We start from the raw sequence: 13,815 nt of genomic DNA on the forward strand, positions 1-13,815 counted from the left end.
TTCGTTACCTGCACGGCTACCATAGGCATTCTGTTACACAGAACTCCGTTCTATCTACCAGAACTTCAGTAAAACAGCCAGGAGATATGCAGATGGCCAGTCTTCCCGTTAATGGGACAAAGCTCTCGTCCGGTTCACCTATCGTTGGAGAGGCAGAGCGAATCAACGCGCGTATCGACCGCTTGCCCGCGACGCGCTCGATATGGATGCTGGTCTTCGTTCTGGCTGTCGGCGGCTGGTTTGAGTTCTACGATCTATTCTTGACCGCGTATGTCGGACCGGGCCTCGTCAAGAGCGGCCTGTATTCGACGACGACGGCGTCGTTCTTCGGCTTCTCGGGGCTTGGCGCGTTCGTCGCGGCATCGTTCGCGGGTCTTTTCATCGGCACGTTCTGTTTGTCACGCCTTGCCGACCGCTTCGGACGCAAGACGACCTTCACCGTCTCGCTGCTTTGGTATTCGGTAGCGACCTTTGTGATGGCTTGGCAAGACAGCGCGTCCGCAATCAATCTGTGGCGTCTGATCGCGGGCATCGGCGTGGGCGTTGAGTTGGTGACGATTGATACATACGTCAGCGAACTCGTGCCGATGCATCTGCGCGGCCGCGCTTTCGCGTTCGTGCATCTTGTGCAGTACGCCGCCGTGCCTGCCGTCGCACTGTTCGCATGGTGGCTCGTGCCGCGCACACCGTGGGGCATCGACGGATGGCGCTGGGTGGTAGTCATCGGCTCGCTGGGCGCGATTGTCGTGTGGGCGATCCGCCGCCGCGTGCCTGAGAGCCCGCGCTGGCTCGCGCAGCAAGGCCGTCTCGAAGAAGCGGAAAGTGTGACGCACGCGCTCGAGGCAAAGGTGATGGAGCAATACGGGAAAGCGCTGCCCACGCCAGTGGAACGCGTCGAGCGCGCGGTCACCGTCGGCAAGGCGCGTTTCGGGGAGATCTGGCAGCCCCCGTATCGCCGCCGCGCCATCACAATGCTTGTCTTCAACCTTTTCCAGGCGATCGGCTTCTACGGCTTCGCGTCGTGGGTACCCACGCTGCTCGTCTCCAAAGGCGTGACCGTCACGCATAGCCTGATGTATTCGTTCGTCATCGCGGCGTCGAATCCGTTCGGACCTTTGATCGCCATGACATTCGCCGATCGTATTGAACGAAAGACGCTGATCGTGCTTTCCGCGCTCGGCATAGCCGTGTTCGGCACCCTGTTCGCAACACAATCGTCGCCTGCGATTCTGATGATGCTAGGGGTGCTCATCACCCTGTGCGGCACGCTGCTCTCGGTTGGCTATCACGCTTATCAGACCGAGCTTTTCCCAACACGCATCCGTGCCACGGCGGTCGGCTTCGTCTATTCGATGTCGCGCCTCTCCGCAATGTTTTCTGGGTTCATGATCGCCTTCGCGTTGCGGCACTTTGGTGTTGAGGGCGTATTCGGGTTGATAGGCGGTGCGATGGTGGTGGTCATTGGCGCGATCGGCTTCTTCGGTCCGCGCACGAATAATCGCACGCTCGACGACATCTCTCATTGAGCGCAAGAAATCGCGGTCTCGCCGTTAGAGATCCGCGCGGCAACGCGGTCCTGCCCGACGTCGCGAAGCACGAGGACTGACGCTTGAAGCGACTCTCGCGACGATGGGCTGGTTCGTGCCAACTATATGAATGCGGGAGTGGAGTTTTACTGCGCAGCGAACTGGCGCAACTCGTACAGGGACCGGGCTGGGATGATGTCCGATGCGACTAAAAATCTCGAGACTCGCTTCTTTCAAAGCGAGGCGATGCTGGTTGAGCACAAGCTGATGGCCTCGCGTACGGTTGCAGTGCGCGGCGCCGACCCGATCATTATCGAAGCTATTCCATTGAATACAGTTGCCGACTGTCATGCACGAGCAGTGTCTCATGCTAGCCAGCAAGCCGACGTTCGCAAATCAAACTTGAATGACTGAAACTGGCCGATTGCGTCAGTTCGCCAACGGCCGCTTACCGGCGCTCCAGTTCGCAAAACCTGAAATTGGCTGACTGACTGGTTCGGAGAAAGCCATCCGACCGGAGTGGGTCGAACGGAGCCCTCCACGGGACTCACTGCGAAGAAAAAAAAGCCGACTATGAAAGGTCTGACGGCCGCCGCCAGAACCTGAGAGAGATTCCATTCTGCAACACGCTGATTGAACGGAATCAGGCTATGGCATGTCAATTTCCGGTTCATTCCCCGCTGCGGCCCCGAGTATCCGGTAGAGCGCCTGACACGAGATACCAAGGGCCGTGGCGGCATGGCTCTTGTTGCCTTCGGCAATCCTGAGCGCCTCGTGAACCTCCTCGACCGTCGGCAACTTCCTTTGTAGCCGCTCCTGTTTCGCAAACGTCGACAGGTAAGCATTCGCCTTGGTCACACGGCTGTGTCCTGCCGCCTGAACGACGCGGCGCATCGCCTCCCGGTGCACCTGCGGATCTGGACGCTCACCGGCCCGCTTGATTGGCGCCGGTGTTCCTGCGGTCCGTTCATACAGCGATTGCAGGTAGCCGTGGCGCAGGCCGTGACTCGTGATACCCAGACCTGCCTTCGTCACGCCGTGCTTTTCCAGCACGTAGTAATACCAGTCACGCCATTGCCTCAGCGTACGATCAGCCGGCACCGTCGAGCCCGTCACGCCGTTGCTCAGGCTCGCCGCTTCTTCAAGAATCGCTATCTTCGCCTCGATCGGCACCTCGCGCGGCAAACCGCCCTTCGTGCCGCGTACGACGGCGAGCATCTGGGGATCGCGCACGGCCTCAACCGGCCGCAACATGAAACTCTCCTCGACGCGCACACCGAACGCCGCCTGCAGTTTCAGTTGTACCGCCGTGTAAGGACACGTCAGCGCGATCTCTTCGATCTTGGCTGCAGCGTCAATGCCGTGCGCCTCCCATGACTTGTCCTCTGTCGCCACATAGCTGCGCACAAGACCATGCTCACGCCGGTCAACATAGTCGGCCAGCGTTCGCACCAGTTTCGGCTTGCCCATCCATTGTGCGATCGCCCGCAGGTACGTCAGCTTGTTCTCGATCGTCCCCCCGCTCTGGCCATCCGCGACCCAGTGTTTGACAAGAAATTCGACGTGCTTGTGTTTGAGAGACCACGGCGTCTGCAACGCATAGCCGTGATCCCGCAATTCACGGAACGACTTGCACAGTGCAGTCGCCCGCCGTTCCTGCGTTTTGACAGACAGCGCCTTGTGACTGATCCGGGTGGTGCTGTGGATCTGCGTGACGTGCGTATCGAACAGAGCGAGCAGCGCAGCCCTGAACTCGGGAGCGAATCGGTATTTGTTCACCACTGCACGCACGTTGAGAATGGCGGCCATCATGACGCTCCGCGCGGCGAGTTCGCCGCAGTATCGTTGCCCGGCGCCCGCTGGTTCGCAGCATCCCTACCTGATGCCGTGGCCCGAACCAGCGGGCTTGTCTTTTCTTCGCCGCCTATGCGGCTTCGCCGTTTCCCCGGCGCGAGGGTCCTGCCTTCCGTTCCTTTAGCGATTCCATCCGATCAGCCAGATGCATGGGAAGAGCATGCGGTCCGACTGTCCAACCTGCTGCCTGCCGGTGTACATCGAGCTTCGCGCAACCCACCACCGACGTATTCGCGAGGCATCCCTGCCGTCGCGCTGCGCGGATGACTCCGCTTTATGCAGCTTCGTGGCTACCCTGCCGGCGTGACGCTTTGCGCGTCGGGTTCGTTCGCCGCTTCGCGGTGACGCCCCCTCGCTATTGGCCGGGCAAAACCTGATACGCGTTTGTGTACGGCCGCGCGCGCCGTGTCCTCTTCCGTCAGGGAATCGCGGTGTTCCGGTCTTTTCCGGTCCGCAGGAGTTCCCCCGCCCCCAAGCACGTTCATCTCCGCCGCGGTGTATCGGGCTTCGTGAACGCACCCAGCTATTGCTGAAAGGGCGTGTGCAAACGCAGATGAGCATGCGAAAAGTGTCCGGTGTCCGGTCTCTCCACATGTCCTCATTGCGTCACATCGCGGCAAACCGCCGCCAATCGTATGGATATCGCACTGTCCAGGGGTCCTCATGGTGGACCATCGTGGACTTGATTTACTTCATAAAAAGGCCGCTTCATTGTGCGGCCCGGTCATTTGCCTGTTTCTGGCCCGTTGCGGGCCTGGGGATATGGTCGTGCGAGTGCCCTGCACTCTGGTTCGATGCGTCATGGACGCGGTAGGTGACCCAAGGATAGAGGCGAATTAAACACACGCACCGCCCGAAAGCTGGGCGGAACCGGTTGGCTTTGCTGACTTGACTTCGCTGGACGCTCGATAGACTCGAAATCAGGCAGAACTGACAGAAAAGTGTCAGTTGCACCAGCAGGCCCCGGCGCGATGCGCAAACTGACACTTAAGGGTCAGTTATCTGATAGTTCGCCGGTTCACGCGATATGTGGCGGAACAAACTGATACTTATCTGTCAGTTTTCTGTCACTTCATCGCGATCCATCAAATCGAATGGAGTCATCTTGAAAACTTCCGTCTTCGCAGTCGATGTCGGCTACGGCAACACCAAGTATGCACATCGCGCAGCCAGCGGCAGCATCGCCACCGGTATGTTTCCGTCGCTCGCCCCGCTTGCAGCGAGCCGTGCACTGTCCGGCTACGGCGACAGCGTGCTCGCGTCACGCAGGGTCGTGACCATCGTCATCGACCAGATCGAGTATGAGGTCGTTCCCGATGTATCGCTGACTGCCGCTTACGGCAATACCGGCCGCGCCCTCTCGAATGACTTCGTCCTCTCCGACAACTACGCAGCCCTACTCGCCGGCGCGGTTCATTTCGCCGGCGTGACACATATCGAACGTCTGGTGCTCGGCTTGCCCGTCCACAACATGAAGAAGTATTCGAGCGCCTTGCGTGACCGCTTCACAGGCGCCTTCGATTTCGGTGCAGGACGCGTCACCGTAGACAAGGTGGTAGTCATCCCCCAGCCGCTTGGCTCGCTCGTCGCTGCGTCGGCCAACCGCCAGAGCGAGTTCGGTCGGGACAGCGCGCATCTTGTCATCGACGTTGGCTATTTCACGACCGACTGGGTTTATGCGAATGGCTTCACGATGGACGACAAGCGAAGCGACGGCATCCCGGGCGGTGCATCGCAGATCTATCAACGGATCGCGGCACTCATATCGCGCGACCAGGACGAACAGGTCGAGGATATCGAACGCATTGACAAGGCGTTGCGCGAGCGCAAGCCATTCTTTTTCTATGGCAACGACATCGACCTTGACCCATACCTGGAACAGTCACAACCCGTCATCGCGGGTGTCGTGAAGGAAATGCAGAACAACGTCGGGCAACTCACAAATGTGCGATCGATCATCCTGTCGGGGGGCGGCGGAGCCCTGTATGCGCCCGCCATCCGGAAGGCATTCCCGCGCGTCACGCTGGAAGTCATCGAGTCACCCTGCATGGCGAACGCAAAGGGCTTTCTGATCGTCGGCGAAGCTGGCCTCACGCGCGAGCGTGCTCCTGCTAAAGCATGAGCGAGAAGTTCGACATGAAGCTGGTCATCGACGCGGTGACCACGCCGCTTCTCCATGCGCGACTGAGCCAGGCATCGTCATACAGGGAGCGGGCCGCTCTGCTTCGTTCGCTTGCCGAGTCCGCCCTACGCGGGCAAGGATCGGCAGGCATGAACGCAGCGGCTTCCTTTGCAGGCGGCTCTCCGTTATCGTCGGGAACGCAACCGGCAGCCGCTCAGGTGCGTCAACCGGAAGAGGCCCCGCGCGTTGTGCCAGAAGCTACTGCCAGCGTCGAACGGAGTCACGTTGTTTCCAACGACAGCGACCCGGCCAGGAGTTACGACGTCAATGAAATAGCCGATGCGTTCGGCTCATTCATCTGAGCGAGGCGACTTGACTTCTGTTTGGTGATGCGAAGATGGGTTATCGCATCGGTGTGTTCATGGCGCGCCGCGCCTTGCACCGGTGCAACACTCTGGGGGGTTATATGCTGGAACTGATCGACATTATCCGCGGTGGTCTTCCGCTCAGCGAGGCGCGTACGTGGCTGTTTTTCGCGACGGCCGCGGCCTGCTGTTTTGCTGGCTGGTACAACTACGATGTGCTCGTGTGGTACACGAACCGGAAGAAGGGTGCTCAGTAATGGACCCGATCGAACGTCCGACTTCGTATTACAGCAGGTTCATGGGACTGCCGTTCTTCGCACGCCGCGCGATCATATTTGTTGCGTCGGTCGCGCTGTGGTGGTTCGTCGCGATGCTCGCGAGCAAGCACGTGGTGGACATGGACCTGTGCGTCATACTGCTGATGACGGGTGCGGCTGGCGCGATCTGGTCGAGCGAAATCTGGCGGCTGTGGAAGGTCTTCGCTATCGTTGTGGTGGTATGCCTGGCCATCCTGAAATCCTGAAGTTGGCGAAACGCGCAGACGAAAAAAAACGGCTCCCCCAATAACCTTGGGGGAGCCGTTTCTCTATACCGATCAGTGCGGCCGGGGAGCCGCGGTAACAAGTAGACGGCGGGCGCAAAAGTCCCACGCTTCATCAAAACTCTGGTCACGGCTGGCGTATTGGGTATTGCCCGTTGCCTTCCGGTCAATCACATCAAAGGCCACTGCTTCGGACTTGACGACCGGCTGACGGCCGCCTTCGGCACCGTTCGTAGCAACGATCGCGAACCCACCCACGAGAACCTGGAACGAGCGCATTTTCTTCTCCAGAAAAGTAGCCCGACGAGATATTCCCCGGCGGGGAATATCCCCACCGGGCAAGATAAAAAGACGTGCGGCGAAAGCCGGCTTACTGCAATGCTTCAGGCGAGCGCTGCGAGTTGAGCAGCCTTCACACCGCCGCGACAGTTCTCCATCGACGGCACCGCATTCGCGCACTGTGCAACCCACTCGTCAGCGAAGTCGGTTCCGCGTACACGCGGCCGGTGAACAATGGCCGTGAACCCTTCGGCTCTCAGACGCTTCGCGAGCTCGACGCCACCTGCGACGCCGACGGACTTGCCGGTCTTTGGATCGACCGCATCGAAATCAACGAAGATGTGCACGACGCGAATACCCAGGCCTTCCGGCACAACGAACTGACGCAGCAGACCGATGTTCAGGCAGTACCACGTTGGCACATCGAAGAGCATATGCGCAGCACAGGCCGTCTCGAGCCCCTCGGCGACACCGATTTCGCCATTGACTGGCTCCATCAGACGCACTGCTCCGCCCGCAAGCGGATTGAGCGTCATGTCGTTGAGTTTCGGGTCAAGGATTTCGCCCTCGGCCGACACGATCAGCGCCTTGGCGGGCGTCGATCGCTCCAGAAACGTCCGGTGCAGCGTACCCAGACGTCCATCGGGCAATTCGAACCGCGCGAGAATGCCTGGCCAGCTGCCAAGTACCTTCTTCTCGTGCCGGTACTCGAGCATGCCGAGCCGCAGCGCCGGCGACGGTGCGACACACAGGCCGGGCACGCGGGCGCCCAGGTAGCGCATCACAAGGTCGCCCGCCGACAGTGGTTTTGCAGCATCCCACATCGAGCTCAGACGCCTGGCGGTGAACTCCGGGCTTGCCTTACGCTTCGGCCTTGGCGGTTCAGCAGTGCCAGCCAGACGGATCGCCCGGGGCGCAGAACCACCGTCGATCTCGCGCATCAGCCGGTACAGCCCCATCCGGTTGACACGTGTGATCAGCTGAAGGCCGTCGCCCGCCATCACATCGCCATTGTTGCAATGGCGGCATACCCAGTCGCCTCGCCCACGCCTGTTATCGTAGGTGAAGCGATCGTCGCCGCCGCAAACGGGACACGCACACGCCTTGCCAGTCAATCTGTCAGCAGGCACGCCATAGCTCACGAGGAGCGAGATCCATTGCTCCGGGGAGCGCGTGAACTCCTTCAGCTTGCGCTGTAGCCACGTGTACTGCTCGGGCGTGAGTTCCCTTCCATTCAAACTCATAGTCACTCTCCTTTGCGGAAGTGGGTTAGGTCGGTGCCTGAGACAGGCGTAAGAACGCGTGCTCAAAAAAGCGGTCCGCGCGCTGCGGGCGGCTTTTTTCAGCAGACGTGCTGGCTGGGTAGAAATAGGAGACAGGCGCGAACGGCCGTTGCAGAAGATCCGTCGCACGACACGCCCGAAGGCGTGTCGTTGCGAAGGTGAGGTGTTACGGGAGAAGAATTTGAAGAGCGGTGAGCCTTTCCGGGATCAGATTGCGGACCATGCCGCGCGCGGGTACGCCGGGCGGAATGGAATATCATCCTCGGGTTCATCGAAGCCGCCGCCACGCGGAGCACCGCCACCGCCATGAGACGGCTGCGGAGGTTGCGCGCGGGTGCCAATATTGTCCGGCGCACGCGATTCACTGGAACGCGAGGCCGGCGCGGGCCGGCTGGCACGCGAGCCACCACGCTGTTCGAAGTCACCGCCGCTGTCGCCATTACTGCGGCCGCCGAGCATCTGCATCTGTTCCGCGACGATTTCGGTCGAGTAACGATCAGTGCCGTCCTGCGCCTGCCACTTGCGCGTGCGGATGCGCCCTTCGAGGTACACCGACGAGCCCTTCTTCAGATGCTCGGACACGATTTCGGCGAGACGCCCGAAGAACGAGACCCGGTGCCACTCGGTCGCTTCCTTCATCTCGCCTGAGGCCTTGTCCTTATAGCGATCGGTCGTCGCAAGACGGATGTTGGCCACTGCGTCGCCGCTTGGAAGATAGCGAACTTCAGGGTCTGCGCCGAGGTTGCCGACGAGAATTACCTTATTGACTGATGCCATTCTTGATTCCTCTATTTAGTAATTGACCATAGCCACTTGTCCCACATGACCTGTTTGCCTTCGACCATGACCGGACTGCCATCGCTACGGAATGCCGGGACCTTGATCTTGCGCAGGCGCCGCACTGAAACAACATCACCGACGACGCAGTGACATTCTGCGATTGCGTCCTTCAGGCCTTCACCTTGAAGCGTTCGCTCGCCCGTCGTCGTGTCGATGTGCATGGCGAATGACTTGTAAAAGCGCCCGGGCCTGTTGCGATCCGGGAACCGCTCTTCTCCCCAGGACAGGATGCGCCCCGTCACCGCGGCGTCATTCGACTCCCCTCGCGTTCGGGCGCGAGGGGCGCTGCCGCGTGCGGGCCGGTCGTCATCGCCACTCACGTGCGAGGCAGCAAGCCCAGCTTCAGGGGTCGGCGCTTCATTCGGGTCACGTGGCTCCGACTTCGGGATGTTGAGCGATGTGCTGCCCCCCGATGTGCTGCCCCCGCGAATCGCGGTGACGATCGCATCCTTGAGCGTGCAACGATGGGAAGCCACCTGTGACCAGTGGGGAGCGAGATCCGGCACGATCTTCAGGCCGAATTCGGTTTCCTCGGTGTGATCATCGAAAGCGGGGATGAACTCAACAATGTGATCGCCCTCGTCGACGAACAGGTGCGGCGTGTCACCGATCGTCACCACCGTTTCGTTTGCCGCTCCCTGCCCTATCTCGTGCGGCACACCGACGCTACCGGTCGTGTGAGGCGCGGGCGTCGGGACGGGTGCGGCCGGTGCGCTGGCCTGGGGTAACGGTGAGGTGGGTTGTGCGGCGGATTTGCCGGGGAAGAGGTCCGCGAGTACGCGGGTGAGGAGTGATCCAGCGTTTGCCATGCTGCCTCCTACAACAACGTGCCGAAGCACATGCGTTGCAGCTCGCGCAGATCGCGCGCCAGCAGGGGTGTGCTCATGATGACGTCCTGCATCGTCTCCGGATCAATGCCGTTGACCTTGCAGACGTAGACATAAGGCAGCGCGCCATTCCAGTAACCCATGATCCAGCCGAGCGTCGCGCGGTAGTCGTCGACGTCGATCTTGCGGTTACGCAGACGCTCGGAGAGCAGTTCCGCGCAGTCCATCAGCGACTCAGGCATGCGGTCGCCACGGCGGCTGTCACTTGCAAACGAGATCAGGGCGTCGATCATCCTGTCGCGAACCGTTGCGCTCCAGAACTGCGGATCGGGAAGAGGGTCAGGCCGGGGGGTAGTGACGAGAACCGGCGAGGAATCGCCGAACATGTCCAGCTGCCAGGCAGCCACATGCGTTTCCATGTATTGCTCCGGTGTCTGGCCGGCAATCCAATGACCCGTAACCGGGAATGGATTCCCGGCATGGGTTGAGGTGCCGTCACCGAGGGCATAAGCCCTGGTGACGGTAGGTGGTGACAGTACCCCGGCTATTGGGTACCGGTTTTGAACGGAACAACGACAGCCGATTTTGCATATTGCTTCATCGGTGCCGGTTGAGCAGCCGGGTCGTTCGCAGCCGCAGTTGCGTGTGCAACGGTAGCGGTGCGAGCTTTCGCGGCGTCAGCAGCTCTGGCAGCAGCAGCGAGTTTTTCAGTCTCGATGCGTGCGGCTTCAGCGTCGGCTTCGGCAGCTTCAATTGCCGTGGCCTTCTTCATCATCGCCTTGTACAGCCCGTTCGCGGCGACTAATCCAACAATCAAGGCGACCGCGAACGAGATCGTGGCGAGATAGACGACAAGACAGAGGGCAAGCAGCTTGCCCGGTGTCTTAAGGGCGCCATTGAACAGAACTTTCAGCATTTTTCTCTCCAGAAAAATTCACGCACAAGGGAATGTCCGGACAACGTCCAGTGGTTTCGATGCTCGGGACGAGCAAGGAAACTCGGCGCGAGGCGCTTTCGTAGGAACCCGGAAAGGGCCCCTACGGGAACACCAGCGCAGAAGAAAAGATGAAGGGAATGCAGTGCAGACGCGCGACTACCGTCACGCATTTCGATGCGTCGGGGACGACGCGGGGGATGGGCCTAGATTACCGCGCGCGAGCCTCGCAGCAGATATGAATGCTCGCGAAAGTCGTGCAGCTTAAAAGGCAGGCGAGTCTCGCACCTGGCGGCTACTCGCGCCATTGCGTCAGCCGGCTGACGGCCTTAACCCGGAAAGCTCGACTAAACCATATAGCTTTTCGGGATTGCATGAAGGCGAGCAGAAAGCTTTGACAGTGGGTCATACGTTAGTGCGGCACATGTATTTTTCCGCACGGCGCCAGATCCGCCGGCGACGACTTGACTTCGAAAATTACGCGGCAGACTGGAACTCATCTCCACTCAACGAGGTTCCCACGATGCTGACGACCATCCTTGTCGTGTCCGGTTGCGTATTCGCCTGGCGGACACTCACCCGCCAACGCAAGCCGGACTCCACCACCGCACCCGCCACGCGCAACCAGAAAAGCGGCGACGAAGGCGAGGCGCTCGTGCAGGCGGAACTTCGCTCCGCGCTGCAATGGCTGTGCGGCGAAAACTTCTACCTCCACCCGGGCGCCCTGCTGCTGAACCACGCGCCGGGGACCGAGTTTCCGACGGCAGAACTGGATCATCTTGCGATCACGCCCTTCGGCATCTTCGTCATTGAAACCAAGAACTGGGCGGGCAGCATCCTGCCCGGCCCTGACGCGCAAACCGTTGTGCGCATCGGCGCCGACGGCCAACGCGAAACACGCCGCTCGCCGCTTCGCCAGAACCGGTCCAAGGTGGGTTTCCTGCGGGGTGTGTTGCCCGGCATCTGGCCGGTTGAAGGTCTGGGTGTGTTCGCGAGTGACCGCTGCGAAATTTCGGCCGCCCTTCCCGCCAATCTGATTCGTCGCGCCGACCTGCATCAATGGCTGCGAGCCCGCCAGGCACGCCACGACGCGAGGGGCGATCTCCCGGTGAACGTGCACCACGCCTGGCGCGCAATTCGGGCGGTGGCTGTCACCGGTGACGCGGCGATTCATGCTCATCGCATACACGTCATGCAATCGGCATGAACTGAGGGAAAACCCTAAATAAATGACACTGAATGTCTAAAGGTTCCGGAATGCTTGCCGATTCAACCTTTGCTTCGCGCAAAAGTGACGATCGTCACAAAAGCTGCACGTAATTGTGCGCCTTTCGGCCGAACCGGCTGAAAAACGAAGCGTATTGTGGCCAGGGGATGAGTGCTACGCGCATCAGAAAGGTCAGAGTGCAGCGTCACGCCACACGGAAACAGAACAGAACAGAAAAGAAATGAAAAACGCTAAACATTCCTCACAAGACCGCTCCGCGGCCGGCTTACACATGATGATCGCGAAGGCGATCGCCGACATCGTGCATCTTGTCCAGCAGGACCGGACGCAGAACCTCGGCGACACGCCTCTGGTGCGGCAGCACGCCACCAACTGGGCATTGAGCTTCGTCGAGCGCGAATTGAAGCTCTCCCGCTTCAGCGCCAGGCTCTACCTCCGGTGCCACCAGCAATTCGGGACCAATCCGGAAGCCATCCGGCACCTCCGCCTGACCGATATGTGCCTGCTTTTCCGGGCGACCGATGAACTCGTCTCCTTCATCGTAGAAGCCAGAAAAGCTGTCCCGCTCCTTCCGCCCCGGGAAGTCAAAAGGCTGATCGACGCCTATCGCGGGCCGGGCAACCACCACGCGGCCTCGCACGCATAGCGTCACCGACAGACGTCCGTCGGCTTCGCTTCGCGCAACACCTGCGAACCGGCTTCCACCGAATTGAGCAAGGACACACACCATCATGAGCAACAGTAAGGACCTGAAAAAAGTCAACAACGACGAGTTCGACCCGACCCGCCTCGACGCAGGCGGTGCGGACGGATCGGATGCGCTGGAAGAGTCGTTGCCTCCCACCTTCGTCCATATCCCTAACCAGAACGAACTCAGTCAGGCCGCGCGGCAGTTCTTTGGTGGCCAGCTGGAAGAAGCTCTGATGGCCTCGATCGTGGCCGAAAGCGAAGAAGTTGCGCACTCGACCCGCAAGATCCTTGGGGAGCATATGCGTATCGGTGGCAACTTCGCTCATATCATGATTGCCGTGCAGAACGATTTCGTCAGGCGCCTGGGGGATACGCCGAAGTCCCGGAGTCTGGCGAAGGAACTCGTCTACCGCTACCTGCAGCATGCTTTCCGACGCTCCCGTTCATGGGTGGACCTCTATATCCGCTCGTACGAGAAGTTCAGTTCAAATGCCGGCGCCGTGCAATACCTCGAGCTCACCGACATGCAGGCGCTCATCAGCAATGACATCGGTGACGACATCATCGAGATGGTCATCGAGGCAAGGAAGGAGAACCCTGATCTGAGCAAACGGGAAATCAAGAAGCTCATCAAGGATTTTCGCGATCAGATTGCCGAGAAGAACACCCGTCTTGACCTCGTGACCAACCAGCTTTCCGATATTGCCGGCGAGCTTGACGACACGAAATCTGATCGGGACCGCCTGACGGAGGAAGCCAAGCGTCTGCAACGGCAGATCGAGCAGGAGAAGAAGAACGCGAGCGGCACGCTCGTTGAACTCGCCGAAGCGCAGCGGATGCTGAGTGTGCTGCAGAACCAGCTTGCCAATACCGAGCGCGAACTGACCACCCGGACGAACGAACTGCGCGCAGCATCGGAAAAGGTGCAGACCAAGGAAGTCCCCGTGCCGACGCTGCCTGAACACATCAGGAATCTCCAGGAAGCGACGCAGAGCGCGATGGACGATTTCAAGAAAGCCAGCGAGAAGGCCGAGGCAATGCGGGCGGAGGTTGCCGCACTCGAGCAACGACGGGACGCGGAGGCCGCAAGGATCGAAGCGCAGGAGGTCCTGGAGAAGAAGATCAAGGGGCTGCTCCAGAAATTCGGCGATTTCATGCAGGACTACCACAGCGCACAGCTTCTGGTCACCGCAGAGGGCGCGCATAAGGCCTTCGCCGGTCTGTTCACGGCGCTGGCCGATCTCGTCGGCAAGTTTCACGGGGAGCTGCAGGCTGCTGCACGCGCAGCCTGATTGTCGGCCGCTGGATACAAGAGAGAAAAAAATA

The 13,815-nt window shown here is 60.3% G+C and carries 16 protein-coding genes; 9 read left to right on the forward strand and 7 right to left on the reverse strand.

Features of this window, described 5'->3' with window-relative positions; genetic code table 11:
• Positions 1–92 precede the first annotated feature (92 nt).
• On the forward strand, positions 93–1,526 hold the full coding sequence (locus G5S42_RS39470) for an MFS transporter (RefSeq protein ID WP_176112164.1): 1,434 nt from the start codon (positions 93–95) through the stop codon (positions 1,524–1,526).
• A 192-nt stretch (positions 1,527–1,718) separates the two neighbouring features.
• Entirely contained in the window at positions 1,719–1,940 is a 222-nt protein-coding gene (locus G5S42_RS39475) for a hypothetical protein (protein WP_176112165.1), read from the forward strand.
• Between the two features lie 234 nt (positions 1,941–2,174).
• Here the strand turns inward: G5S42_RS39475 and G5S42_RS39480 are convergent, their stop codons facing one another.
• Positions 2,175–3,335, reverse strand: coding sequence for a phage integrase N-terminal domain-containing protein (locus G5S42_RS39480; protein ID WP_176112166.1), 1,161 nt, complete (start codon positions 3,333–3,335; stop codon positions 2,175–2,177).
• Positions 3,336–4,485: 1,150 nt separating this feature from the next.
• On the opposite strand from G5S42_RS39480, the gene G5S42_RS39485 reads away from it, so the two are divergent.
• Genes G5S42_RS39485 through G5S42_RS39500 form a run of 4 tightly spaced genes read left to right on the forward strand, consistent with a single transcriptional unit; the run spans position 4,486 to position 6,390 of the window.
• Positions 4,486–5,502, forward strand: a complete 1,017-nt coding sequence (locus G5S42_RS39485) for a PRTRC system protein D (RefSeq protein ID WP_176112491.1) — start codon at positions 4,486–4,488, stop codon at positions 5,500–5,502.
• Entirely contained in the window at positions 5,499–5,864 is a 366-nt protein-coding gene (locus G5S42_RS39490; protein WP_217710324.1) for a hypothetical protein, read from the forward strand. The genes G5S42_RS39485 and G5S42_RS39490 overlap by 4 nt, the downstream gene beginning before the upstream one ends.
• 35 nt (positions 5,865–5,899) lie before the next feature.
• Entirely contained in the window at positions 5,900–6,124 is a 225-nt protein-coding gene (locus G5S42_RS39495; protein ID WP_176112027.1) for a hypothetical protein, read from the forward strand.
• Positions 6,124–6,390 carry a hypothetical protein gene (locus G5S42_RS39500; RefSeq protein ID WP_176112168.1) on the forward strand — a complete coding sequence of 89 codons (267 nt, stop codon included), beginning with the start codon at positions 6,124–6,126 and terminating at the stop codon, positions 6,388–6,390. The genes G5S42_RS39495 and G5S42_RS39500 overlap by 1 nt, the downstream gene beginning before the upstream one ends.
• A 72-nt stretch (positions 6,391–6,462) precedes the next feature.
• Here G5S42_RS39500 and G5S42_RS39505 read toward each other — a convergent pair whose 3' ends face one another.
• From G5S42_RS39505 to G5S42_RS39530, 6 genes are all read right to left on the reverse strand, one after another.
• Positions 6,463–6,687 (reverse strand): hypothetical protein, encoded by a 225-nt coding sequence (locus G5S42_RS39505; RefSeq protein WP_176112169.1) that lies wholly within the window; start codon positions 6,685–6,687, stop codon positions 6,463–6,465.
• Between the two features lie 104 nt (positions 6,688–6,791).
• Complete coding sequence (locus tag G5S42_RS39510) at positions 6,792–7,931, reverse strand: primase-helicase zinc-binding domain-containing protein (RefSeq protein ID WP_176112170.1); 1,140 nt, start codon at positions 7,929–7,931, stop codon at positions 6,792–6,794.
• A 246-nt stretch (positions 7,932–8,177) separates the two neighbouring features.
• Complete coding sequence (locus G5S42_RS39515) at positions 8,178–8,747, reverse strand: single-stranded DNA-binding protein (RefSeq protein WP_176112171.1); 570 nt, start codon at positions 8,745–8,747, stop codon at positions 8,178–8,180.
• 11 nt (positions 8,748–8,758) lie between these two features.
• Positions 8,759–9,619: a hypothetical protein gene (locus G5S42_RS39520; protein WP_176112172.1), complete on the reverse strand. Its 861-nt coding sequence runs from the start codon at positions 9,617–9,619 to the stop codon at positions 8,759–8,761.
• Positions 9,620–9,627: 8 nt separating this feature from the next.
• Positions 9,628–10,056 (reverse strand): hypothetical protein, encoded by a 429-nt coding sequence (locus G5S42_RS39525; protein WP_176112173.1) that lies wholly within the window; start codon positions 10,054–10,056, stop codon positions 9,628–9,630.
• Between the two features lie 125 nt (positions 10,057–10,181).
• Entirely contained in the window at positions 10,182–10,553 is a 372-nt protein-coding gene (locus G5S42_RS39530) for a hypothetical protein (RefSeq protein ID WP_176112174.1), read from the reverse strand.
• 541 nt (positions 10,554–11,094) lie between these two features.
• Here G5S42_RS39530 and G5S42_RS39535 point away from each other — a divergent pair.
• From G5S42_RS39535 to G5S42_RS39545, 3 genes are all read left to right on the forward strand, one after another.
• Positions 11,095–11,778 (forward strand): nuclease-related domain-containing protein, encoded by a 684-nt coding sequence (locus G5S42_RS39535; protein WP_176112175.1) that lies wholly within the window; start codon positions 11,095–11,097, stop codon positions 11,776–11,778.
• A 241-nt stretch (positions 11,779–12,019) separates the two neighbouring features.
• Positions 12,020–12,445 (forward strand): hypothetical protein, encoded by a 426-nt coding sequence (locus G5S42_RS39540; RefSeq protein ID WP_176112176.1) that lies wholly within the window; start codon positions 12,020–12,022, stop codon positions 12,443–12,445.
• An 85-nt stretch (positions 12,446–12,530) separates the two neighbouring features.
• A complete protein-coding gene (locus G5S42_RS39545; protein WP_176112177.1) occupies positions 12,531–13,781 on the forward strand; it encodes a hypothetical protein in 1,251 nt (416 codons plus the stop codon).
• Positions 13,782–13,815: the final 34 nt, after the last annotated feature.

It is taken from the genome of Paraburkholderia youngii (genome assembly GCF_013366925.1).
GTDB lineage: Bacteria > Pseudomonadota > Gammaproteobacteria > Burkholderiales > Burkholderiaceae > Paraburkholderia > Paraburkholderia youngii.

Bases quoted from the DNA above. Each gene is read 5' to 3' on its own strand.
- G5S42_RS39530 (WP_176112174.1), bottom strand. From the start codon at position 10,553: ATGCTGAAAGTTCTGTTCAATGGCGCCCTTAAGACACCGGGCAAGCTG.
- G5S42_RS39510 (WP_176112170.1), bottom strand. From the start codon at position 7,931: ATGAGTTTGAATGGAAGGGAACTCACGCCCGAGCAGTACACGTGGCTA.
- G5S42_RS39475 (WP_176112165.1), top strand. From the start codon at position 1,719: ATGATGTCCGATGCGACTAAAAATCTCGAGACTCGCTTCTTTCAAAGC.
- G5S42_RS39545 (WP_176112177.1), top strand. From the start codon at position 12,531: ATGAGCAACAGTAAGGACCTGAAAAAAGTCAACAACGACGAGTTCGAC.
- G5S42_RS39490 (WP_217710324.1), top strand. From the start codon at position 5,499: ATGAGCGAGAAGTTCGACATGAAGCTGGTCATCGACGCGGTGACCACG.
- G5S42_RS39540 (WP_176112176.1), top strand. From the start codon at position 12,020: ATGAAAAACGCTAAACATTCCTCACAAGACCGCTCCGCGGCCGGCTTA.
- G5S42_RS39480 (WP_176112166.1), bottom strand. From the start codon at position 3,335: ATGGCCGCCATTCTCAACGTGCGTGCAGTGGTGAACAAATACCGATTC.
- G5S42_RS39495 (WP_176112027.1), top strand. From the start codon at position 5,900: ATGGGTTATCGCATCGGTGTGTTCATGGCGCGCCGCGCCTTGCACCGG.
- G5S42_RS39535 (WP_176112175.1), top strand. From the start codon at position 11,095: ATGCTGACGACCATCCTTGTCGTGTCCGGTTGCGTATTCGCCTGGCGG.
- G5S42_RS39470 (WP_176112164.1), top strand. From the start codon at position 93: ATGGCCAGTCTTCCCGTTAATGGGACAAAGCTCTCGTCCGGTTCACCT.
- G5S42_RS39500 (WP_176112168.1), top strand. From the start codon at position 6,124: ATGGACCCGATCGAACGTCCGACTTCGTATTACAGCAGGTTCATGGGA.
- G5S42_RS39515 (WP_176112171.1), bottom strand. From the start codon at position 8,747: ATGGCATCAGTCAATAAGGTAATTCTCGTCGGCAACCTCGGCGCAGAC.
- G5S42_RS39505 (WP_176112169.1), bottom strand. From the start codon at position 6,687: ATGCGCTCGTTCCAGGTTCTCGTGGGTGGGTTCGCGATCGTTGCTACG.
- G5S42_RS39520 (WP_176112172.1), bottom strand. From the start codon at position 9,619: ATGGCAAACGCTGGATCACTCCTCACCCGCGTACTCGCGGACCTCTTC.
- G5S42_RS39525 (WP_176112173.1), bottom strand. From the start codon at position 10,056: ATGGAAACGCATGTGGCTGCCTGGCAGCTGGACATGTTCGGCGATTCC.